23 protein-coding genes are annotated in these 22,968 nt (G+C 56.6%); 12 read left to right on the top strand and 11 right to left on the bottom strand.

Annotated features, from left to right (window positions below):
• Positions 1-14: 14 nt before the first annotated feature.
• The gene (locus tag L370_RS04480; RefSeq protein ID WP_023335683.1) at positions 15-542 is read right to left on the bottom strand and encodes a helix-turn-helix domain-containing protein; all 528 of its coding nucleotides are present in this window, start codon (positions 540-542) and stop codon (positions 15-17) included.
• 92 nt (positions 543-634) lie between these two features.
• On the opposite strand from L370_RS04480, the gene L370_RS04485 reads away from it, so the two are divergent.
• Positions 635-1,801, top strand: coding sequence for a benzoate/H(+) symporter BenE family transporter (locus L370_RS04485; RefSeq protein ID WP_023335682.1), 1,167 nt, complete (start codon positions 635-637; stop codon positions 1,799-1,801).
• On the opposite strand, the gene L370_RS04490 is transcribed toward L370_RS04485, so the two are convergent.
• The gene (locus L370_RS04490) at positions 1,781-2,653 is read right to left on the bottom strand and encodes a helix-turn-helix transcriptional regulator (protein WP_023335681.1); all 873 of its coding nucleotides are present in this window, start codon (positions 2,651-2,653) and stop codon (positions 1,781-1,783) included. The genes L370_RS04485 and L370_RS04490 overlap by 21 nt on opposite strands.
• 174 nt (positions 2,654-2,827) lie before the next feature.
• Between L370_RS04490 and L370_RS04495 the strand changes: the two genes are divergently transcribed.
• Positions 2,828-3,724 (top strand): DMT family transporter, encoded by an 897-nt coding sequence (locus L370_RS04495; protein ID WP_023335680.1) that lies wholly within the window; start codon positions 2,828-2,830, stop codon positions 3,722-3,724.
• A gap of 34 nt (positions 3,725-3,758) precedes the next feature.
• Here L370_RS04495 and L370_RS04500 read toward each other — a convergent pair whose 3' ends face one another.
• A complete protein-coding gene (locus L370_RS04500) occupies positions 3,759-4,433 on the bottom strand; it encodes a DUF3313 domain-containing protein (RefSeq protein ID WP_023335679.1) in 675 nt (224 codons plus the stop codon).
• Positions 4,434-4,568: 135 nt separating this feature from the next.
• Positions 4,569-6,164, bottom strand: a complete 1,596-nt coding sequence (locus L370_RS04505; protein ID WP_023335678.1) for an ABC transporter substrate-binding protein — start codon at positions 6,162-6,164, stop codon at positions 4,569-4,571.
• 111 nt (positions 6,165-6,275) lie between these two features.
• Between L370_RS04505 and pepT the strand changes: the two genes are divergently transcribed.
• Entirely contained in the window at positions 6,276-7,505 is a 1,230-nt protein-coding gene (gene pepT, locus L370_RS04510) for a peptidase T (RefSeq protein ID WP_023335677.1), read from the top strand.
• Here pepT and tehB read toward each other — a convergent pair.
• Complete coding sequence (gene tehB, locus L370_RS04515) at positions 7,502-8,131, bottom strand: tellurite resistance methyltransferase TehB (protein ID WP_255344018.1); 630 nt, start codon at positions 8,129-8,131, stop codon at positions 7,502-7,504. The genes pepT and tehB overlap by 4 nt on opposite strands.
• A 99-nt stretch (positions 8,132-8,230) precedes the next feature.
• Between tehB and ydcK the strand changes: the two genes are divergently transcribed.
• Positions 8,231-9,211 carry a YdcK family protein gene (gene ydcK, locus L370_RS04520; RefSeq protein WP_023335675.1) on the top strand — a complete coding sequence of 327 codons (981 nt, stop codon included), beginning with the start codon at positions 8,231-8,233 and terminating at the stop codon, positions 9,209-9,211.
• Here ydcK and rimL read toward each other — a convergent pair.
• From rimL to L370_RS04540, 4 genes are all read right to left on the bottom strand, one after another.
• A complete protein-coding gene (rimL, locus tag L370_RS04525) occupies positions 9,206-9,745 on the bottom strand; it encodes a 50S ribosomal protein L7/L12-serine acetyltransferase (RefSeq protein ID WP_023335674.1) in 540 nt (179 codons plus the stop codon). The two genes, ydcK and rimL, sit on opposite strands and share 6 nt — an antisense overlap.
• 102 nt (positions 9,746-9,847) lie before the next feature.
• Entirely contained in the window at positions 9,848-11,503 is a 1,656-nt protein-coding gene (locus L370_RS04530; RefSeq protein ID WP_023335673.1) for a glucan biosynthesis protein D, read from the bottom strand.
• 242 nt (positions 11,504-11,745) lie between these two features.
• Positions 11,746-12,519, bottom strand: a complete 774-nt coding sequence (locus tag L370_RS04535; protein WP_021242531.1) for a transporter substrate-binding domain-containing protein — start codon at positions 12,517-12,519, stop codon at positions 11,746-11,748.
• 10 nt (positions 12,520-12,529) lie between these two features.
• Positions 12,530-13,699: a pyridoxal phosphate-dependent aminotransferase gene (locus L370_RS04540; protein ID WP_023335672.1), complete on the bottom strand. Its 1,170-nt coding sequence runs from the start codon at positions 13,697-13,699 to the stop codon at positions 12,530-12,532.
• Positions 13,700-13,814: 115 nt separating this feature from the next.
• Between L370_RS04540 and L370_RS04545 the strand changes: the two genes are divergently transcribed.
• Complete coding sequence (locus L370_RS04545) at positions 13,815-14,657, top strand: LysR family transcriptional regulator (RefSeq protein ID WP_023335671.1); 843 nt, start codon at positions 13,815-13,817, stop codon at positions 14,655-14,657.
• On the opposite strand, the gene L370_RS04550 is transcribed toward L370_RS04545, so the two are convergent.
• Both L370_RS04550 and L370_RS04555 read right to left on the bottom strand, forming a co-directional pair.
• Entirely contained in the window at positions 14,644-16,149 is a 1,506-nt protein-coding gene (locus tag L370_RS04550) for a carboxylesterase/lipase family protein (protein ID WP_023335670.1), read from the bottom strand. The two genes, L370_RS04545 and L370_RS04550, sit on opposite strands and share 14 nt — an antisense overlap.
• Positions 16,150-16,192: 43 nt before the next feature.
• Positions 16,193-17,536 (bottom strand): 2-oxoadipate dioxygenase/decarboxylase HglS, encoded by a 1,344-nt coding sequence (locus tag L370_RS04555; RefSeq protein WP_023335669.1) that lies wholly within the window; start codon positions 17,534-17,536, stop codon positions 16,193-16,195.
• Positions 17,537-18,063: 527 nt separating this feature from the next.
• Here L370_RS04555 and L370_RS04560 point away from each other — a divergent pair.
• From L370_RS04560 to cydB, 7 genes are all read left to right on the top strand, one after another.
• A complete protein-coding gene (locus L370_RS04560; RefSeq protein ID WP_004136767.1) occupies positions 18,064-18,249 on the top strand; it encodes a con-10 family general stress protein in 186 nt (61 codons plus the stop codon).
• Positions 18,250-18,343: 94 nt separating this feature from the next.
• On the top strand, positions 18,344-18,838 hold the full coding sequence (locus L370_RS04565) for a YciE/YciF ferroxidase family protein (protein WP_023311678.1): 495 nt from the start codon (positions 18,344-18,346) through the stop codon (positions 18,836-18,838).
• A 22-nt stretch (positions 18,839-18,860) separates the two neighbouring features.
• Complete coding sequence (locus L370_RS04570) at positions 18,861-19,064, top strand: hypothetical protein (protein ID WP_023335667.1); 204 nt, start codon at positions 18,861-18,863, stop codon at positions 19,062-19,064.
• Positions 19,065-19,088: 24 nt separating this feature from the next.
• Positions 19,089-19,595, top strand: a complete 507-nt coding sequence (locus tag L370_RS04575) for a ferritin-like domain-containing protein (protein ID WP_014883791.1) — start codon at positions 19,089-19,091, stop codon at positions 19,593-19,595.
• Positions 19,596-19,610: 15 nt separating this feature from the next.
• On the top strand, positions 19,611-20,483 hold the full coding sequence (locus L370_RS04580) for a manganese catalase family protein (protein ID WP_008502274.1): 873 nt from the start codon (positions 19,611-19,613) through the stop codon (positions 20,481-20,483).
• Positions 20,484-20,551: 68 nt separating this feature from the next.
• Positions 20,552-21,955, top strand: a complete 1,404-nt coding sequence (locus L370_RS04585; RefSeq protein WP_023335666.1) for a cytochrome ubiquinol oxidase subunit I — start codon at positions 20,552-20,554, stop codon at positions 21,953-21,955.
• Entirely contained in the window at positions 21,955-22,965 is a 1,011-nt protein-coding gene (gene cydB, locus L370_RS04590; RefSeq protein WP_023335665.1) for a cytochrome d ubiquinol oxidase subunit II, read from the top strand. The genes L370_RS04585 and cydB overlap by 1 nt, the downstream gene beginning before the upstream one ends.
• Positions 22,966-22,968 lie beyond the last annotated feature (3 nt).

Below are 22,968 nucleotides of genomic sequence, written 5' to 3'. Positions count from 1 at the left end.
AGTTTTGCGTAGCGTCAGCGGGGATAATGAATCAGGGAGTGAAAATGCACCGTTCGGTCGCCGCTATTGCGGTAGGCGTGCGGTTTATCACCGGCAAAACGGACGCCTGAATCGGCAGAAATCGTCTGCCATTTGCCGTCAAGCTTCATCTCCAGCTCGCCGCTGACCACCACCACATGTTCGATCACCCCGGCCTCATGCGGCGTGGATTCACTCAGCGCGCCCGGTGCCAGGGTAATGGAGAAATAATCAAACCGAAGCGTCTCGTCCCACGGAAAGAGCGGTTTAACCACCATCGCCTGCTGCTGCGGATCAAACACCGCCTGCCGGTCCGCCTCCGGCGTGATGAAGGCGGAAAACGGAACGTTCAGACCGGTGGCAATTTTCCACAGCGTCGACACCGTCGGGCTGGATTCATTGCGCTCGATTTGCCCCAGCATGGCTTTTGACACACCGGTTTCGTCTGCGAGCTTCGACAAACTCCAGCCGCGCGCCTGGCGCAGGGTTTTCAGCGTGGTTGCAAGATGTAGTGTGATGTCCATGTTCCCTCCTGATGACGATCAGCATACCACTTGTACGCTATAGCGCACAGTGTTACCTTATGCCGGACGTTATAACGCACAACGGAGTTTCCATGCGCCCTTCCTCTCACCTTGTTCCAGTCGCACTGGCTGGATTTGTCGCCGTGCTGGTCGGTTACGCCAGCTCGGCCGCCATCATCTGGCAGGCCGCCGCGGCGGCAGGCGCCAGCGCACAGCAGATTGCGGGCTGGATGACCGCGCTGGGGATTGGGATGGGCGTCAGCACGCTGGCGCTTTCCTGGTGGTACAAAGCGCCGGTGCTGACAGCCTGGTCGACGCCCGGCGCGGCGCTGCTTGCCACCAGCCTGCACGGGGTGACGCTGGCCGAGACGATTGGCGTGTTCATCTTTGCTAACGCGCTCATTTTGCTCTGCGGCATTACAGGCTTATTCGCCAGACTGATGAAGCTGATCCCCCATTCCCTGGCCGCCGCCATGCTGGCTGGGGTGCTGCTGCAGTTTGGCCTGCACGCGTTTGCGCACCTGGAGGGGCACTTTCTGCTGTGCGCCAGCATGATTGCGGCATGGCTGATAGCAAAAGCGCTGGCCCCGCGTTATGCCATCGTGGTCACGCTGCTGGTTGGCGGTATCGTGGCATGGGCGGGAGGTGACGTTGTCACTAACAAGCTCGCGTTCTCCCTTGTGATGCCTGAGTTTATTGCCCCCACGTTCACCTTCACCAGCCTGGTAAGTATTGGCGTACCCTTCTTCCTGGTCACCATGGCATCGCAAAACGCGCCGGGTTTCGCCACGATGAAGGCATCCGGTTACCCGCTGGCGGTCTCACCGCTCATCATCGTTACCGGTGCGCTGGCGCTGCTGCTTTCCCCTTTTGGCGTGTTTTCTATCTGTATCGCGGCCATTACTGCCGCCATTTGTCAAAGTCCGGATGCACACCCGGACGCCGATAAACGCTGGCTGGCGGCCATCGCAGCCGGAGGGTTTTATCTGCTGGCGGGGATTTTCGGCGGCTCGATTACGGGACTGATGGCCGCTCTGCCGCTCAGCTGGATCCAGACGCTGGCCGGTCTGGCGCTGCTGGGCACCATCAGCGGAAGTTTATATCAGGCATTAAGCCACGAAGCGGAGCGCGACGCGGCCATCGTCACGTTCCTGATGACCGCAAGCGGCGTCACGATCCTGGGCATCGGTTCGGCATTCTGGGGGCTGGTGCTGGGGGGCGTATGCTATGCCCTGTTTTCACGCGCTCGCCGCACGTAGCTGCGAAGGCGTCATGCCCGTCGCGCTGCGAAAGCGGTTACTAAAGTGGCTGGCGGAGTTAAACCCGCAGGCAAGCGCGATGTCCGTCAGCGGCGTCGAGGTGTGCTGCACCAGGGCCTTCGCTTTTTCCATTCGCCTTTGCATCACGTACTGATGCGGCGCCAGCCCCGTCGACTGGCGGAACATGCGGGCAAAATGGTATTCGCTGAGGGCGGCCTGCGCCGCCAGTTCAGCCAGCGTCAGGGGCTGGCCCAGGTTCTCTTCGATAAAGGCCAGCACGTTGCGCAGCACGAACGGCGATAGCCCGCCGGCGACGACCGGCAGCTTCCACTGGACGTTAGAGTAGTTTTGCAGCAGATGGGTCAGGAGCAGCGTAGAGGCCGTGCTCAGGGTGAGCTGGTTGGCATTCTGCTGCCAGTCGCAGCCGAGTAAAAACTGGCGATACAGCGCGGTGATCTTCGGATCGCTGCCGAAAATGCGCTCGTCCAGCGTCAGCGAAAGCGGCCGCTTATCCCAGATTTTTTCCCCCACGTCACGCAGGTGTTCATCGGTGCAGTAGAGATGCACAAACGACAGGTCATCACGGATATCCCACGTCGATTCGCTCTCTTTTGGCATCAGACAGAAACGGTCCGGTCCCCCGCCGTTCTTCCAGCCGCCCGGCGTTTTTTGGTAGCTTTCGTAGCCGTCCGCCACGTACAGGCTGAGGGTATGATGGTTACTTTTTACCGTTATCGTATCGTGCTTGTTGTACCACGCAGCCAGCTGAATGCCCGAATTCAGCGAGACGGTTTCCCGCAGGACCGCATTCTGTTGGCAAAGCGTTTCAAAGGTATCGTAAGCGTGAGACATAACCGTTAGCGCATGATTGATGGGAATATCAGTCTAAGAAGAGTTGTCTCCCGTTGCCAGTCCCCGTGGAAGAAAAAAGCGCAAGATTTTGCAAGTCACCCGCAAGCCGGTGAAAGCCCGTTGCGAATCTCAGCGCCATACTGCGGGCTTCCGTGGTTTGAGAAGAGAATAAGTATGAACGCATTATTATACGGACTGGTGGTGGTCATCTGGGGAACCACCTGGATTGCGATTTTCCTGCAGCAGGGCACCGTAGCCGCGCCCGTCTCTATTTTCTGGCGTTTCGCCGTCGCCAGCCTCACGATGATGGTGGTGTTAATCGCCCTGCGCCGTCTGCGCAAGCTGGCGCTGCGGGATCACCTTTATTGCATGCTCCAGGGATGCTGCGTTTTCTGCTTTAACTTCTGGTGTTTTTACACCGCCGCTTCACACATCAACACCGGGCTGGAATCGGTGATCTTCTCCATGGCCGTGCTCTATAACGCCATTAACAGCTTTATTTTCTTCGGGCAGCGCCCGCCGGCGCGTTTCTGGACGGCGGCGGCACTGGGGCTCGTCGGGATCGTCAACCTCTTCTGGGACGATCTTCTGGCCAGCGGCTGGAGCGCGTCGCTCCTGACCGGGATTGGTCTTTCCGCGCTCGGCACCTACGGCTTCTCGCTGGGCAATATGATCAGCATGCGCCATCAGCGCAGAGGCCTGGAAACCATGACCACCAACGCCTGGGCGATGCTCTACGGCACGCTGGTGATGGGCTGCATTGCCCTGTTCAGAGGCGACAGCTTCGCGCCGGAGTGGACCTTCAGCTACGTTGGCGCACTGCTCTATCTGGCGCTGTTTGGTTCAGTCATTGCCTTTGGCGCCTACTTCACGCTGGTGGGCCGCATTGGTCCGGGCAAAGCGGCCTACAGTACGCTGCTCTTCCCGCTGGTGGCCTTGTCCATCTCCACGGTGTATGAAGGCTACGTCTGGCATATCAACGGTATCGTGGGATTAGTGCTGATTCTGGGGGGAAATATGGTGATGTTTACCAAACCGGAAACCTGGTTCAGGCGCTTACGAACGGCGTAAATAAAACGGCCTGCATTACGCAGGCCGTTTTATTTTATTTAGCGGTTTTTTTCACATCAAACATGGTGGCATCTGTCGCCATATCATCAACAACCTGCTTCAGCGTCGCAAAGGTCATTGGCGTACTTTCGTTGTTCAGATCTTTACCTTCGCCTTTACGCACCACCTTCATGACCGGTTTGTTAGTGGCTGCATCGATCAGCTCGCCTTCAAAGAAGAGATGCGTATCCATGGTGCGATGCCCGGTTGCCATCTGCGTACCCGCTACCACCAGCGCGACCGGCACCACTTCATAGAACTGCAGACCCTCTTTCTGCGAACTCACCCCAGTAATGGCACCGCGGAAAATCAGGCTGTGTTTACCCGGCGTGGTCACAATTGGCTTACGCGTACCAATAGCCGTTTTCATTTTGTTATTGGTGTAATTCAACAGCTCATCAAGCGTTTTTTGCCCAATTTGAGTGGTTGGTTTTGGGGTTGGATAATAAGTAATCGGCGTCCAGAGAATACTGTCGTAATTCGCTTCGTTATAGGAAGGGTCAACCCAACGCAGCGTGGGTTTTCCCGTCGCAGATGTTGTCTGTTGTAAGCCTGAATAGTCTTTTAAAAAGCCGGAGTATTGTTCGGGAGCGGCGACTTTTGAAGAACAGCCCGCCAGCGCCAACAGACCAGTAAGCACTGCAACTTTAAAAAAAGTTTGAGTACGCATGATAGTTTTCCATGTTATCTGCAAGTATGCATTTGAAGTTATAGCAAAAGACGAGTGGGTTTGTTGTGACAAAAAATGATGCGGGGAGCACAAATTGCGAAAAGACTGCCCGGAGGCGTGCCGGGCAGTGAAAAATTACTGATTTATATCCAGTTGCCAGAACAGATGTTTGCCAAACGGGTCGATTTCGTAGCCCGTCACCTCCTTGCGCACCGGTTCGAAAATGGTTGAATGCGCAATCATCACCGCGGGCATCTGGTCATGCATCATCTGCTGAGCCTGTTTATACAGCGCCACGCGTTTATCGCGATCGGTCGTTGATTTTGCTTCCGCAATAATTTTGTCAAAGGGCTTATAGCACCATTTCGCCGAATTTGACCCGCCGTTTGCCGAGGTGCAGGTAAACAGCGGACCAAAGAAGTTGTCAGGATCGCCCGTTGCGGTTGTCCAGCCCATCAGCGCGGCCTGATGCTCGCCGCCCTTCACGCGCTTCAGGTATTCGCCCCATTCGTAGGTGACGATGTTGGTCTGTACGCCGATTTTCGCCCAGTCGGCCTGAATCATCTCCGCCATTCGTTTCGCATTCGGATTGTACGGACGCTGCACCGGCATCGCCCACAGGTCGACGCTCACGCCGTTGGCAAAACCGGCCTCTTTCAGCAGCGCCTTTGCCTTTTCGGGATCGTAATCGTAATCCTTAAGCTCGCCGTCAGCGCTCCAGACGCCCGGCGGCAGCAGGTTCTTCGCCGCAGTGCCGGTGCCATGGAACACGGCGTCAATGATGGCCGGTTTATTGATGGCCATCGCCAGCGCCTGACGGACTTTTACGTTATCCAGCGGCGGCTTTTGGGTATTGAAAGCCAGAAAACCGGTATTCAGTCCGGCTTTGCTCATCAGGTTGATGTCTTTGTTCGCCTTCATGCGCGGCAGGTCCGCCGGGTTCGGGAACGGCATCACCTGACATTCGTTCTTCTCGATTTTGGCAAAACGCACGGAGGCATCCGGTGTGATGCTAAACACCAGCCGATCCAGCTTCGATTTCCCCTGCCAGTAGTCGGCGAACGCCGTAAACAGGATCCGCGAGTCCTTCTGATATTGTGCCAGCTTAAACGGTCCGGTGCCGATGGGCTCCATATCCACCTTCTCCGGGGTGCCGGCTTTGAGCATCGCGTCGGCATACTCCGCGGAAAGGATCGAGGCAAAATACCATGCCAGATCGGCGACAAACGGCGCCTCCGGGTGCGCCAGGGTAAAGCGCACGGTGTGGTCATCCACTTTATCAATGCTCGTTATCAGGCTGCCAAACTCCAGACTTTCGAAGTTGGAGTAGCTGCCGTTAGAGACGTTGTGGTAGGGATGATTCACGTCTTTCTGCCGCATAAACGAGAAAATCACGTCGTCGGCGTTAAAGTCGCGGGTCGGCGTGAAGGATTTATTGCTCTGGAATTTGACGCCCTTACGCAGATGGAAGGTATAAACCTTGCCGTCGTCGCTGACCTCCCAGCGCTCCGCCAGGCTCGGCACCAGCTCCGTGGTGCCGGGTTTGAAATCGACCAGCCGGTTATAGACCGGCACGGCGCTGGCGTCCACGCTGGTTCCCGAGGTGTATAGCTGAGGATTAAAATTTTCCGGCGATCCTTCGGAGCAATACACCAGCGTTTTCGCGGCAACGGTGGAACTGACCGTGAGTGCAGCGAGTGCCAGCGCGAGAGTTGTGAGTTTGCTTTTCATCATTTATTCCTGTCTTTTTAATTCGACGGCTAATTAATTCTTTTGCCATTTCATAAATAACATTAAAGTGATGTGGCAAACACCCGAAAAATAAATAAGGAACAAATCACTATGGGCTCGCCGCTTTCCAGACAATTAACGCACCGTTTTTTCCGCTATCTCGCTATTACCAGCCAGAGCGATCCCAAAGTCAAAACCCTGCCCTCAACGCCGGGCCAGCACGACATGGCGCGGGAGCTGGCGCAGGAGCTGTCACAGCTGGGGTTAGACGACATCGTGATTGACGAATTCGCCACGGTAACGGCGGTAAAAAAAGGCAACGTGCCCGGTGCGCCGCGCATCGGCTTTATTACCCATATTGATACCGTGGACGTGGGATTATCACCGGATATTCATCCACAAATATTAACCTTTACCGGTGAAGATCTCTGTCTGAATAAAGATAAAGACATCTGGCTGCGGGTTAAGGAGCACCCTGAAATTCTGGCTTACCCGAATGAGGAGATTATTTTCAGCGACGGAACCAGCGTATTAGGCGCCGATAATAAATCGGCGGTCACGGTCGTCATGACGGTGCTGGAAAACCTGACGGCGGAACATCAGCATGGGGATATCGTCGTGGCATTTGTGCCTGATGAAGAGATCGGCCTGAACGGCGCCAAGGCGCTGGACCTTAAGCGCTTCGACGTCGACTTTGCCTGGACCATTGACTGCTGCGAGCTGGGCGAAATTGTCTACGAGAACTTTAATGCGGCAGCCGCTGAAATCCGCTTTACCGGCGTAACCGCGCACCCGATGTCCGCCAAAGGCGTGCTGGTGAATCCCCTGCTGATGGCGACTGACTACATCAACCATTTTGACCGCCAGCAAACGCCAGAGTGCACCGAGGGGCGTGAAGGCTATATCTGGTTTAACGGCATTCAGGCCGGGCAGAACGAGGCCGTTCTTAAAGCCAATATCCGGGACTTTGACAAGGACAGCTTTGCCGCCCGCAAGCAGCAAATTGCCGACGTTGCCGCGCTGATTGCCGCCCAGCATCCAACGGCCAGGGTGGACTATCGCATTGAAGATACCTACAGCAATATCAGCAATGCGATTGGCGAAGACCGACGCGCTATCGACCTGATGTTTGAGGCGATGGAATCGCTCGGCATCACGCCGAAGCCGACGCCCATGCGCGGCGGTACCGACGGTGCGGCGCTCTCGGCAAAAGGGCTTCTCACGCCGAACTTCTTCACCGGCGCGCATAACTTCCACTCGAAGTTTGAATTCCTGCCGCTGTCGTCGTTCGAGGCGTCTTACAAGACTGCGCTGCAGATCTGCCTGCTGGCCGCACGTTAAGCGGGCTTGCGCGCCAGCATCGTGGCAAAGCGCAGCTTGATGCGGTTACCGTTTTCGTCGGTGCGGTGCAGTTCGCCAACGTCTTCGTTGTATTTGAGTAACTCCCAGCCTTCATAGTAGTTGCTCAGCTCGCCGGTTTTAAACGCAAACGGGAAACCCACGGTGCATGGATAATCCGCCGTATCCATGGCGGCAACAATCAGGTTGTAGCCGCCCGGCTTTGTGCAGCGCTGCATATTGGCGATAAGTCCCGGGATGGTTTTTGACTCCAGGAACATCAGCACCACGGTGGAGAGAATGAAATCGTACTCGCCGTCAAAGCTCAGGCCGTTGAGATCTTTAACCGCCGTATGGAGGTTGTCGATCCCTTCTTCCGCCTTGATGCGCTCGATATTATCGATGCTCATCGGGTTTTTGTCCCACGCGGTCACCTCGTAACCGTTAGCCGCCAGAAAGAGGCTGTTACGGCCATTGCCGCAGCCCAAATCCAGCGTTTTACCCGGTTTTATCTTTTCCGCACTGAACAGCACCTCTGAATGGGTACGGGTTAAGCCATATTTCTCTGTGAAGTAATTCTCGTCGACGGTCATTATTTTTTCCTGAGCCTGCATACGTTTAAAGTGCATTTTGGATGCCATTTTAAGGCGTTTACCGCCTGGTTGCCAGCCGTTCGAAAACCGAAAAATTTGCTACGTTTAGTTAAGACGCTTATCAGAGACATAAAGATGAACAAATATCGCCTTAGCGACGAGACACGCCTTTGGCAATGGAAAAACGGCGAGACAACCCACTCTGTGACGCTGCGGCAAATTATCGCGACAGTGGATTTTAACGACGTGACGGCCGGAACCAAAGGCGGCTGGGTTGACGATGAGCGCGCCCTCGCGCAGGACGGCGACTGCTGGATCTACGATGAAAACAGCGTGGTGTTCGCCGGTGCCATCGTGTCCGGCAACGCGCGTCTTACCCTGCCGTGCATCATCAGCCATGATGCCCGTATCGGCGGCAGCTGCTGGCTTGACGGTGCAGAGGTCAGCCACGGCGCGCGCATAAGTGACAACGTCACCATTCAGCAGTCCTGCGTGCGCGGCGAGTGCCATATTTACGGCGAGGCCCGCGTACTGCATCACAGCGTGGTGATTGCTGCCAAAGGGCTGACGCCGGACCATGAACAGATCCTGCAAATCTACGATAAGGCGACCGTCAGCCAGTCGCGCATTGTGCACCAGGCGCAAATCTACGGCGAGGCGATGGTCAACTTTGCCTTTGTTGAGCACCGCGCCGAGGTATTCGACAACGCCATCCTCGAAGGTAATGACCTGAATAACGTCTGGGTGTGCGACTGCGCGAAGGTCTATGGCAACGCCCGCGTGATTGCCGGTTTTGACGAGGATGCGATTCCGACTGTGCGCTATAGCTCTCAGATTGCGGAAAATGCGGTGGTGGAAGGAAACTGCGTCATCAAGCACCACGTCCTGATTGGCGGTCAGGCCTGGCTGCGCGGCGGGCCGATCATGCTGGATGATAAAGTGGTGATTCAGGGACGTGCGCGGATAAGCGGCGATGTGCTTATTGAGCACCGGGTTGAAATCACCGACGATGCGGTCATTGAAGCCTTTGCCGGGGAGAGCATTCACCTGCGCGGCGAAAAGGTGATTAACGGCGACCAGCGCATCACCCGCACCCCGCTGCTGGGGGCGTTATAGCGTCGCGATCTTCCCGTAGATATTCACATCGTCAAAGCGGCCATTCAGGTATTCCGCTTCCCGGAGGCACCCTTCCAGCGTAAAACCGTTGCGCACGGCAACGTTGTTGCTCTGCAGATTTGCCACCCGACACTTGATCACAAAACGGCGGACCTCACCGCGTTCGGCGTAGTAGCGCATAAACGCCTGCAGCGACCGGGAGAGAATGCCCTGCCCCTGATGATCTTCATCCAGCCAGTAGCCGATGTAGCCGGCTTTGTTGGTCGGTTCAATGGTGTTGAACGACAGGACGCCAACCAGCGCATCATCCTTGAAGATCAGAAACATTTTGGCGTAGCCGCGCTGGTGCAGCATCTGGTTACTCTGCACGTTGCGGCGGGTATCCTCTTCGCTGCCCACGTGCTGCGCCCAGTCAAAGGCGGTTTGCAGAAAGGCTCTGTTTTTGACGACGAGATTGTGCAGGTCGGCGGTGTAGCGCTCTTCGACGGAACGTAGTTCGATGTGTTGTGAAACGGGGATGATTTCAGATGTCATGGTGCCTCGTCATCGCCCGGTGGCGCTGCGCTTACCGGGCCTACAGTACTGAAACGTAGGCCGGGTAAGGCGAAGCCGCCACCCGGCACAATCCCACAAAAGTTAACGCATTACTCGGTCGTCAACATACTGACGTTTATCCGGCGCTGGCGGGAAATACTGGTACAGCCAGGTTTCGCTGATGGCGTCGCCCTGGCAGCGCAGGAACAGGCGCATATCCACCGGCTCCGTAGAATCCGAGGTTGGATACCAGTCAAACAGGATGCGATAGCCTTCAAACGGCTCAACGTAGAGGATCTCAACCTGCTTCGCTTCACCGCTGGAGAGCGTAATCACCGGCTCGATGCCTTTTGGCGCAGCGGCCTTCAGGTCGCCGCCGACGAAGTCGATAGCAAAGCGACGGGCCCACACTTTCGGGTAATTTTCCCCCGGCGCCCAGCCTTCCGGGAACCCGCCCATGCCGGTACGGGTAGCGAAAACGTTGGCCAGCGGAGAGCGCACCGGCGGCATGGCGCTCCAGTACAGACGATATTTGAAGTCCAGCTCGTCGCCCGCCTTGACGGCTTTTTCCGGCTGCCAGAAGCAGACCACGTTATCCAGCGTTTCGCCGGTGGTCGGGATCTCCATCAGGCCAACCGCGCCTTTACCCCAGTCGTTACGCGGTTCAACCCACAGGCTCGGGCGTTTGTTATACCAGCCCATCACGTCCTGATAGTGCGAGAAATCGCGATCGAGCTGCAGCAGACCGAACCCTTTCGGGTTTTTGTCCATATAGGCATTAAATTGCAGCTTCTGCGGGTTGTTCAGCGGACGGCAGATCCACTCCCCGTTGCCGCGCCATATCGCCAGGCGGTCGGAGTCATGAATTTGCGGGTGAATGGTGTCGCACATGCGGCGTTCATTATTGCCGCAGCTGAACATGCTGGTCATCGGCGCGATGCCGAGCTGCTTGATGTCCTTACGCGCGTAGAGATGGTTTTCCACCTCCATAATCACCTGGCTCTTCTCGCAGTGGATCACGAATTTATAGGCGCCGGTGATGCTCGGGCTGTCCAGCAGCGTATACACGGTAAACGTGGTATCACCCGGTTTGACGGTTTCAAACCAGAAGGAGGTAAAGTCCGGGAACTCTTCCGGGGTGTCGGTAAAGGTATCTACCGCCAGGCCGCGGGCGGAAAGGCCGTACTGGTAGGTGTCATCCACCGCGCGGAAATAGCTCGCGCCCAGGAAAGAGACGATATCGCGACGCGCCAGTTCAGGGGCCTTAAAGGCGCGGAAGCCCGCAAAGCCGAGGTCGCTTTGCCCTTCCAGCTGTTTGGTATCCACACCCGTTTCGCCGTAGCTGAACAGCTCCGGACGGAAGTGGATCTCGCGCGCCATAGAGGTCGACTGGTCCAGCGAGAACATCCGCACGCGGCGGCGGAACCCCATCCCCATATGGAAGAACTGCACGTCCAGCTGACGCCCTTCAATGTTGTTCCACAGTGACTGTTTTTCATCGTAGCGGATGGCGTTGTACGCCTGAGGCGTCATGGTTGCCAGCGTGTCCGGCAGCGGACGCGGCGCGCCACCCCACGGCGTTTTCGCCAGGTCATGCGCCATGGATTGCAGTACGGAGAAGTCAAAACGACGGCTCTGGCCGTCAGCAATGTCAGAGTCGGCAGCGTATGCCGCTTTGGAAAACAGGGAAGCAAGGCCAGAGGTGCCGCTCAGGGCTGCCACTGCCAGCGAGCCTTTTAGAAAACGTCTGCGATTCATGCCTGGAAAAACGTCCTTATGGTCGTGTGAATGTGTTTCGCGCTCGGCGAAATGACGGCAAGAAAGAACGCACAGCCTAAACAAAAATGGTTAAGAATCCAATTGTTGGCCGGTGATTATCTGAACAAAGTGAGAAATATTTTCTGTCGACCAGAACGGCCCGAAAGTGGTGTAAAGAAAGCCTGGGAAATGTGTGTAAAAATGCCCCGGTGCGACATCACTCACCGGGGCTAATGAGGCGGTTATTTTACGCTGACATCGATACCCGGGAAGTACTTATCAGCGAGTTTAGCGATCGTGCCGTCGGCACGTACTTTATCAATCGCGGCATCAAGCTGCTTTTTGGTGGCCTCGTCACCCTTACGCAACCCAAAACCGATCCCACTGCCGAGGATAGTGTCGTCAGACACCGGTTTGCCGATGAAGCCAAACCCTTTCCCCTGCGGCTTGCTGAGGAAACCTGCCTGCCCGGCCGCGGACATGACCAGCGAGGCGTCGATACGGCCATTGAGCAGATCGCCCCAGGCCATATTCTGATCTTTATAAGACACCACGGTGACACCCTGCTTTTCCCAGTGCTCTTTCGCATAGGTTTCCTGGATGGACCCCTGCAGCACGCCGATGGTTTTCCCCTTCAGCCCTTCTGGCGTTGCCTCAACCGCCGTACCGGCCTTGCCGACCAGCTGCGACGGAATACGGTAGATCGGCTGGGTAAAATCAATGCTCTTGCGGCGCTGCTCGGTGATGTTCATCGCCGAGTTGATGGCGTCAAATTTCTTCGCCACCAGGCCCGGGATCAGCGCATCAAACGAGGTTTCAACCCAGCTGCACTTCAGCGCAGCCGCTTTGCAGATGGCGTTCCCCAGCTCAACGTCAAACCCTTCCAGTTCGCCCGCCGCATTGCGGCTCTCGAACGGCGGGTATTCCGCTTCCAGGCCGTAACGCAGCTCGCTGGCCGCGAAAGAAGAAAAAGTACACAGCAATCCCATGCCGACAACTAGCGCGCGTAATTTCATCTACAACTCCTCAGCGTGGTTTAACCCGACACAGGGCCTGGGCACCTGCCCGTAACGTCGCCTCATCTTTCGCGAAAGAGAGACGAATCAATTTATTATCCGTACCGTCCGCATAAAACGCCGACAGCGGAATAGTTGCAACGCCGTACTCAACAATCAGCCGCTTCACCAGCTCGCTGTCGCGCTCGTCGCTGAACTGGCTGTAGTCCGCCAGCATGAAGAACGAACCGGCGCTCGGCAGCAGCGTAAACGGCGAATCGGCCAGCAGGCTGTGCAGCAGATCGCGCTTGCGCTGGTAAAACGCCGCCAGCGACAGCCAGGTTTGCGGGTCGACCATATGCTCAGCAAACGCGTGCTGCATTGGCGTATCGGCAGAAAACATTAAAAATTGATGGACTTTACAAATCTCGTCCATCAGTACCGCCGGTGCAACACAGTAACCCACGCGCCACCCGGTGACGTGATAGGTTTTTCCGAAAGAGGAAATAATCACGCTGCGCTCCGCCAGCTGCGGGTGCGTGGCCATCCCGTGGTGCGGCTCGCCGTCAAAAACGACGTGTTCGTACACTTCGTCAGACAAAATAATGATGTCGGTATTGCGCGTCAGCGCCGCCAGCTGCTGCAGGTCATTGGCGGAGAAGACCTGGCCGCTCGGGTTGTGCGGCGTATTGATGATGATCATGCGCGTGCGCGGGGTGATCGCGGCGCGAACCTCATCCCAGTTGACGGCAAAATCCGGCACCGTGAGCTTGATGGCAATCGGGGTTGCCCCCTGTAGACGGACAATCGGCGCGTAGCTGTCAAATGACGGCTCAAAGTAGATCACCTCATCACCCGGGTGCACCAGCCCGCTTATTGCCGAATAGAGCCCTTCGCTGGCGCTGGCGGTCACCAGCACCTCGCTGGCAGGGTCATACCGCGTGCCGTAGAGCGTGGCAATTTTATCGGCAATACGTTCTTTTAGCGGCTGCAGGCCGGTCATTGACGCGTACTGGTTATGCCCCGTCTCCATTGCGCGGGTGACGCCCGCAATCAGCTTCGGGTCGCAGGAGAAATTCGGTGCGCCCTGAGAAAGGTTAATCGCGTTATGCTGCGCCGAGAGCTGGCCGATAACGGTAAAAATGGTGGTTCCCACATCCGGCAGTTTGGAGCGCGTTTGCACAGGCGTTCGTAAAGTCATCCTCTTTCCCTTCTCATGGACATTGCATAACTATTCAAACAACATCTTTGCTGTCGGGACAATCGAATTGTTGTCATAATAGCCATGAGAAAAATGCATAGCTGAGGTGTTTTCTATGTCACGCCGTTCGCTCCCCCTTAATGCCATCGACGCATTTTTAGTCACCGCGCGTCATCTCAATCTGACCCATGCCGCCGCGGAACTGTGTCTGACGCAGGGGGCCGTGAGCCGTAAGATTGCCTCCCTTGAGGCGTGGTTTGGCTTCCCGCTTTTTGAACGCCACGCGCGCGGGCTGCGCCTCTCACCGCAGGGCAGCGCCCTGCTTCCGGAGCTGCAGTCCGCTTTCGAGCAGCTGCTGTCCGTGGCCGACCAGGCCCGCAGCCAGCACACCGTGATTCGGCTGAAGGCCCCCACCTGCGCTATGCGCTGGCTGGTACCGCGCCTGCTGGAGGTGGAGCGCGAGCATCCGGACCTGCAAATTGCGCTGACCACCACCACCGATCACAACGTCAATTTCAAAACCGAATCTTACGACGCGGCCATCGTGTTCGGCACGCACATGAGTGCAGGCGATCTGCTGTTCGAAGAGGCGCTCACCCCGGTGATAAGCCCGGTGCGTGCGGGCGCAGCGCTGGGATCGTTAACGTTCCTTCACCCCACAAGAGATAAGACAGACTGGTCGCTGTGGCTGACGAAACAGGAAGGTCCAGGCTTTGCCATGCACAAAAATCAACACTTCGATACGATGGATCTCGCCATTACGGCCGCCATTCAGGGGCTGGGCGTCGCCATCGCCGACGAAACGCTGGTGGCAGAAGATATTCACGCTGGAAGGCTGATGCGGCCCTACGAGACAAGCATAAAAACCGGCGCAAGCTACCGGCTGGTGCTGCGCGAAACGCCTGCCGAGGAAAATGGTCTCGCGGCGTTTCGCGCCTGTTTGCTTAATCGAGGCTGACGTGGTGCTTCATTACCCTTTTAAAGAGACTCATGCGGGCACGCATAAAGCGGTTTTCAAGCCGGAAATCTGCATGTTTATTCACGCCAATGCGTAACAGAACGTCCCGACCTTTGCGACACGCGGGCCAGTGCGTCGGCCCGGGCAGGATGTCGCGACGGCCCGCGTCACGCGCGAAGCTTACCCAGTAATCCGCCACCTGGGCAGCAAACTGCAGATCCCGCTCATTGGCATACTGACGTGAAGGCTCCACCTGGCCGAGCGTATCGAAGACATAGGGAATTTCGTTGCCGTGCCAGGCGCCGTTGATATACGTGCCATGTTCCGCCTCGGCGACATAGTCAAACCAGTAACGCCAGCACAATCCACCCACGCGCTGCTGGGCCTGCATCACCACATAGCCCATGGTAGTAAACGCCATGTCGCGGCACACCTGCCTGCCCAGCTCTTCATCGCCTTTCACGCCCGGATAGAGCAGCTTAATCAGCCCCAGCCCGAAGCGACGCTCCCGGCGAAGCTTCTGAATTTGTCCGGCGAGATCGATGCCAAACACCGCCATCACGCTAGCTTCATCGCTGTTGGAGCCAATCATCACCGGCACCGGGTGCTGACGGGCGGCAAAAAAGACGTCCAGCATGGCTTCCGGCAGAACGCAATCCCCGACGATGGGCGCCGGGGCGATATTCAGCGGCGCGGTGAGCGGCCAGAACGCGTCGGGTGGAATGGCGCGCAGCTCCCCGGCGGTCGCATTTTCCAGGCCGAAATGGGCGGCCAACGCTTCCCCATTTTGCAGCGCCTGCTCGCGCGGCGTGTCCGGCAAGGTGTACCCGCTTTGCACAATCGCCTTATGGAACAATCCTGCTGCCAGCGGCGAGGCCAGCAGAGAAAGCACGCTGCGCGCGCCGGCGGATTCGCCAAACAGGGTCACATTATCGGGATCGCCACCAAACCCGACGATATTCTCCCGCACCCATTCGAGGGCGGCGATCTGATCCAGCAGGGCAAAATTATGCACCACGCGCCCTTCCTCGCCTTCCAGCGCCGGATGGGCGAAGAAGCCGAGATGACCGAGACGGTAGTTAAGCGTGACGACAACCACGCCGCGCGTGGCCAGCGCTTTGCCGTTATACGGCGGCAGGCCCCCGGCACCAATCGTAAACCCGCCTCCGTGCAGCCAGACCATAACCGGAAGCGGCTCGTCGCGCTCTGCGGGGGACCAGACGTTAAGGTAGAGACAATCTTCAGAAAACTGGCCCGGATCGCCGCCGCCTAACTCCTGACAATACTCGCTGCTTTGCCAGCTTGAGGGCGAGAAAGCCGTGGCCTCGCGCAGGCCATCCCAGCGTTCAGGGGGCCGAGGAGAGCGCCAGCGCCACGCCCCCACGGGCGGTGCGGCATAGGGAATACCGCACCAGAGGTGAACGTTTTCATCGGTTAAACCTGACAGTGCGCCCTGGCGCGTTTCAACCACAGGGGCGGAAGGATTTTGCATAACGACCTTATTTTTTCCATCACACCCCAGCAGAGTAACGATTTCAGAGCAAACCGCAACGCTGTTTGCTGCGCGTTTCCGCCTCCTGGTAGAGCGTAAACTCGTCATACACCGGGCAGCCCAGCGCCTCTTCAAACGCATCGCGGCTGGCGTTACCGTGGCTGCGGGCCTGGGTTTCGTTCCCAAGATTGGACTGGAAAATTCCCGCGGCGCTGACCGGGAGGAAATCTTCGTAGGTGATTGGCTGGGCAACCACCCATCCGCGCTCAATCAGCGGCTGCGGATCGTCTCCCGGACGAAACGCATGGCGATGGGCTTCCCCTGATGGCGTCAGGCGATAGCGGAAATAGGCCAACTCCTGACGGCGCATGAGCATTTCGCTGTCCGGGAAGGCGCTAAAGATCTCCCGGAGATGCAGCTGGTGCGTGAGGTTATCTTTACCGGTTCCGGCCTGGGCGAGGAGGCTATCGTACAGTTCCCGGCCTTTCGGGGCCAGCGCCACGCCGCGCTGTTCAATCTCACCAAAGCGCGCGGTGTGGGTGCCCTTATGTTCCCCGGCAAACAGCACTGGCTCTTCCAGCGCCTTGAAGCTGGTTTGACGCAGCAAGACGGGCACCTCGCGACGCGGCGGCCCTTCAATCAAAATCTTCGGCTCGATACCGTACTTCGGCATCAGCTCCTGCACCCGATCAATATCCAGCGTGCGCGGCGTGAGGTGGTTAATATGGCAGCCCGGGAAGCAGACCACGTCGGCAATCAGGCGATGCTCGTTGCTCAGGGCCAGATAGGTCTCCTGATCGACGGTCGCGTGACGGTGCCAGCGGAAGGTTTCTAACGCTTCGTGCACAAACTCGTGAGCCTGTGCGTCAGTAAAGTGCCCTTCCGAGTCATGGAGGTCGATCAGTTCCAGACAACGGGGGGTAAAGATGTTCCGCTGAGACAGGATCTCTGCCGCACGTTCGCGCAGCGCGACGTTATCAATCAGCTCAAGACGCAGCAGCGAAGTAAAGATACGGAACGGATTACGGCAGAGCGCCGCATCATCGACCGGGCGAAACGCCGTTGAGTGGACCGGTACTCCCGCCTGCGAGAGATCGTAATAGCTGACCGGGTACATGCCCATAATGGCAAACATACGACGCAGGGTTGAAAGTTCCTGTGCCGTGCCGACGCGGATGGCCCCATGACGCTCCACGTTCAGGCGCGCAAGCTCGTCGGCGTTAGCCAGTTGTTCATGTAAAAGTGGGTTATTTTCCAGAACCGCCAGGTTGACGTCCGCAACCAGTTCGAGCAAGGTGCCGTACTGCGGAACTTCCTGCTGGTACATCGCCGACATAGCCTGCGAAAAGCGTTCCCGAATGTCATCAGCCGTGATGGTGTTCGCCATGATGTCATGCCTCCAGTGAATATTACCTGGAGTGTAGAGAAACCCGTTCCTTCCGGGGGGAAGAATTTCTGATTTGTGATCTTAAGACGACAGTGGTCAAAGCGTGTGCTACTGGCCCTGAACAGGTCCGAACGGAACCGCCCTTTCGACCTGAACGCTTTTATCCAGGATTTTCCTTATAATTATTTAGGGTTCCGTTTACTAGCTATAAAGGAGTATTTTTTGCTTTTCTTCTGACTGCAAATCAACCAATTTGAGCGCGCCATTATTTTCCCCTCACCTTTCAAATTTTTAGTTCTAAGTTAGGATTAATCCGAATGGCTGTTTACAAGTCCCTCCTGCCTATCCATATTTCCATTTTAAGCGAAGCGCAAATTTACAAATATTTAAAAATAACGCAGCCGCAAATAGCCAAACGCATTTGACGGATGCCGCACAGCGACTAGAGTTATTACTCGAACGACGAGTGATACGGAGATATTTTCGTATCGTACTGACATAACCAATATATGACTATGAGGTTTAATATGGCAGAGCATCGTGGTGGTTCCGGTAATTTCGCTGAAGACCGTGATAAAGCATCAGAAGCTGGACGTAAAGGTGGCCAGCACAGCGGTGGTAATTTTAAAAACGATCCGCAACGCGCATCCGAAGCGGGTAAGAAAGGGGGCCAGAACAGTCACGGCGGAGGCCGTAAATCTGATAACTCCTGATCTTATTTAAAACTCTTTTAATAAAACCAGAGAGCATGCTGCGGGCTGAAAAGCTCGCAGTACCCTTTCTTTATTTTACCGGAGCGTAATTATTATGAATATGAAAAGCGTCGAGGATGTTTTTATTCATCTTCTGTCGGATACCTACAGTGCGGAAAAGCAGCTTACCCGAGCACTCAGCAAGCTTGCCCGCGCCGCCTCCAGTGAGAAACTGAGCGCAGCCTTTACCGCGCACCTTGAAGAGACGCAGGGTCAGATTGAACGTATCGATCAGATCGTCGAACAGGAAGACGGTATCAAAATTAAGCGCATGAAATGCGTGGCGATGGAAGGCTTAATTGAAGAAGCGAATGAGGTCATTGAAAGCACCGAAAAAAATGAAGTGCGTGATGCCGCGTTAATTGCCGCCGCGCAAAAAGTCGAGCATTACGAAATTGCCAGCTACGGTACCCTTGCGACATTAGCAGAACAGCTGGGCTATAAAAAAGCCGTTAAACTTCTGGCCGAAACGCTGGAAGAAGAAAAAGAAACCGATCTTAAACTCACCGACCTGGCCGTAGGAAATATTAACCAAAAAGCGCAAAAATGACGCAATAAAAAGGTTAAATAAAATGAGCATCAGTCCCAGGACAATTAAAAGGTGCCATTTAACGGCAGCCATAATATGGTTCATTCTCGCTATCCCTTCCGTAATATGGTGGAAGAGCAGCGTGCTATGGGTCATTATCATCAGTATCTACGCCAATATTGTCGGCCATTTATCTGGCTACAGTGCCGCGCGTGCCGATCAGGCTGCTGAAAGTGAGACCAAATAAGCGAACCCTAATGAGGATACAATGATGAATCACGTAGAACACTACCATGACTGGCTACGCGATGCCCATGCGATGGAAAAGCAAGCCGAATCTATGCTGGAATCCATGGCCAGCCGTATTGATAATTATCCTGATGTTCGCGCCAGAATTGAGCAGCATATTAATGAGACAAAACGGCAAATTACCTTGCTGGAAGAAATCCTCGACCGGAATGATATTTCTCGTTCAGTTTTAAAAGACTCGATGAGCAAAATGGCGGCGCTGGGGCAGTCCATCGGCGGCATGTTCCCGTCTGATGAGATCGTTAAGGGGTCGATCAGCGGCTATGTTTTCGAACAGTTTGAAATCGCCTGCTATACCTCCCTGCTCGCGGCGGCGAAAAAAGCGGGCGATACCGCCTCAATACCCGCTATTGAGACGATCCTCGCCGAAGAGCGCGAAATGGCCGACTGGTTGATTCGTCATATTCCGCAGACCACGGAACAGTTCCTGCTGCGTTCAGACGCATCGGGCGTCGAAGCGAAAAAATAAACCGGGAGAATCGCCATGTTCCGACACGTCAAACAGCTGCAATACACGGTTCGCGTTGCCGAACCGAACCCTGGCCTCGCCAACCTTTTACTGGAACAGTTCGGTGGGCCGCAGGGCGAACTGGCTGCCGCCTGCCGGTACTTTACGCAAGGGTTGAGCGATGACGATCCTGGCCGTAAAGATATGCTGATGGATATTGCGACCGAGGAGTTAAGCCACCTCGAAATCATCGGTACCCTGGTGGGCATGCTGAATAAAGGTGCCAAAGGCGCGCTGGCGGAAGGGGTGGAAAACGAGGCCGAGCTGTATCGGTCCATGACCGAAAACGGCAATGACAGCCATATTACCTCCCTGCTCTACGGTGGTGGCACCCCGCTCACTAACTCTGCGGGCGTGCCCTGGACGGCGGCCTACGTGGACACCATCGGCGAGCCAACGGCGGACCTGCGCTCAAACGTGGCAGCAGAGGCCAGAGCGAAAATCATCTATGAACGGCTGATCAACGTGACCGACGATCCCGGCGTAAAGGATGCGCTGGCGTTTCTGATGACGCGCGAGGCGGCGCATCAGCTCTCCTTTGAGAAGGCGCTGCAGTCTATCCGTAATAATTTCCCGCCGGGAAAATTGCCGCCAATCGAGGAATTCACCAACAAGTACTACAATATGTCTGAAGGTGGAGAGGTTCGCGGAAGCTGGAACAGCGATAAACATTTCGATTACGTTGAGTCCCCCCAGCCTGCGGTTGACGGCGGCGATGGCAGCGCAAGCGTCACGCTCACGACCGAACAGGCAACCCTGGTCAAGGCGATGTCTGCCCGCACGAAGTCCGATCCACATTCCGACCCGCTGACCGGTGCCGAGCTGGGTGCCGGTAAGACTAAACCGTAATCGGTTTTGCCGGGCAGCCATAAACTGCCCGGCAATTCTCGTGCCCCATCGTTTCAGAGGTACGGACCATGTTCGAACTCGACGCGTTCCATCTGGCCAGAATTCAGTTCGCTTTTACCGTCTCGTTTCATATCCTTTTTCCTGCGATCACCATCGGCCTCGCCAGCTATCTGGTTGTGCTGGAGGGTATGTGGCTGCGCACCAAAAACGACGTCTGGCGTTCGCTTTACCATTTCTGGCTCAAGATATTTGCCGTTAACTTCGGGATGGGTGTCGTTTCCGGGCTGGTCATGGCGTACCAGTTTGGCACCAACTGGAGCGGGTTCTCACAGTTCGCAGGCAGTATTACCGGCCCACTCCTGACCTATGAGGTGTTAACCGCCTTCTTCCTGGAAGCGGGCTTCCTCGGCGTCATGATGTTCGGCTGGAATAAGGTTGGCCCGGGCCTGCATTTCTTCTCAACCTGCATGGTGGCGCTCGGCACGCTGATGTCGACCTTCTGGATCCTCGCGTCCAACAGCTGGATGCATACGCCGCAGGGTTTCACTATCGAGAACGGACAGGTTATCCCGCAGGACTGGCTGGCCATCGTCTTTAACCCCTCCTTCCCTTACCGCCTTATTCATATGGCTATCGCCGCGTTTCTGAGCAGCGCGCTGTTTGTCGGCGCGTCGGGCGCATGGCACCTGCTGCGCGGTAACGATACGCCCACCGTGCGCACCATGTTTTCCATGGCGATGTGGATGGCGCTGCTGGTCGCCCCCATCCAGGCGGTCGTGGGCGATATGCACGGCCTGAACACGCTTGAGCATCAGCCGGCTAAAATCGCCGCCATTGAGGGACACTGGGAAAACCCGCCCGGCGAGGCCACCCCGCTGCTGCTGTTTGGCCTGCCGGATATGGAAGAGGAGCGCACCAAATATGGTCTTGAGATCCCCGCCCTCGGCAGCCTTATCCTGACGCACAGCCTGGACAAGCAGGTTCCGGCGCTGAAGGACTTTCCGAAAGCGGATCGTCCAAATTCAACCATCGTTTTCTGGTCGTTCCGCGTCATGGTCGGGATGGGGCTATTGATGATCACCCTGGGTCTGGTCAGCGTCTGGCTGCGCTATCGCCATCGGCTTTACCACTCTCGCCCGTTCCACTGGTTCGCCCTCTGCATGGGGCCTGCCGGGCTGCTGGCGCTGCTCGCCGGCTGGGTGACCACCGAAGTGGGCCGCCAGCCGTGGGTGGTCTATGGCTATCTGCGCACCGTCGACGCGGTATCGCTGCACAGCACCCTGCAGATGAGCATCAGCCTGCTGGCGTTCTTCGTCGTCTACACGTCGGTGTTTGGCGTGGGCTATGTTTACCTTATCCGGCTGATTAAGAAAGGACCGCAGCCCGTTGATACGCTGACGTCAAACACCTCGGGCACGCCCGCGCGTCCGCTGTCTGCCGCCGAGTCTGTTCCGGAAGAGGAGAAAATCTGATGGGCGTCGATATCTCAGTTATCTGGTTTGCCATCATTGTGTTTGCCACGCTGATGTACATCGTTATGGACGGATTCGACCTCGGGATTGGGATGCTCTTCAGCTTTGTCAGCGATGCCAAAGAGCGCGACGTGATGGTCAACAGCGTCGCGCCGGTCTGGGACGGCAACGAAACCTGGCTGGTGCTCGGTGGCGCAGGGTTATTCGGCGCTTTTCCGCTGGCCTATGCGGTGATCGTGGATGCGTTGACCATTCCCCTTACCGCCATGCTAATTGGCCTGATCTTTCGCGGCGTGGCGTTCGAGTTTCGCTTTAAAGCAACGCCGTCGCACCGGAAGTTCTGGGACTACTCCTTTGCGGGCGGATCGCTGCTCGCGACCTTCAGCCAGGGCATCGTCGTGGGCGCAATGATCAACGGCTTCGACGTGGAAGGCCGTCGTTTCGTAGGGTCCGCGCTTGACTGGCTCTCCCCCTTCAACCTCTTCTGCGGTATCGGGCTGGTTGTTGCCTACACGCTACTGGGCACTACCTGGCTCATCATGAAAAGCGAAGGTGCACTGCAAAGCCGCATGCGCGAGCTGACCCGCCACGTACTGCTGGCGCTGATGGTCGTCATCGCCGTGGTGAGCATCTGGACACCGCTTGGCTGGCAGTACGTGGCCGAACGCTGGTTCACGTTGCCCAACTTCTTCTGGTTCCTTCCCGTCCCGATTCTGGTCGCGGTGTTTAGCCTGTGGATCTGGCGGCTGACCCGCAATCCGAACAGCCATGCCCGCCCGTTCCTGCTGACGCTTGGGTTAATCTTCCTCGGCTTTAGCGGGCTCGGCATCAGCCTCTGGCCGCACATTATTCCGCCGCGCATCACCCTGTGGGAAGCCGCAGCGCCGCCTGCCAGCCAGCTGTTCATGCTGGTAGGCACGTTGCTGATTATTCCGGTGATCCTGGTGTACACCGCCTGGAGCTACTACGTCTTCCGGGGCAAAGTGTCGGATACTGAAGGCTATCACTGAGGA

Origin of the sequence: Enterobacter sp. MGH 24 (assembly GCF_000493015.1) — a bacterium.
GTDB lineage: Bacteria > Pseudomonadota > Gammaproteobacteria > Enterobacterales > Enterobacteriaceae > Enterobacter.
The sequence above is the reverse complement of the archived record's forward strand: the minus strand, read 5'-3'. Positions and strand labels throughout refer to the sequence as shown.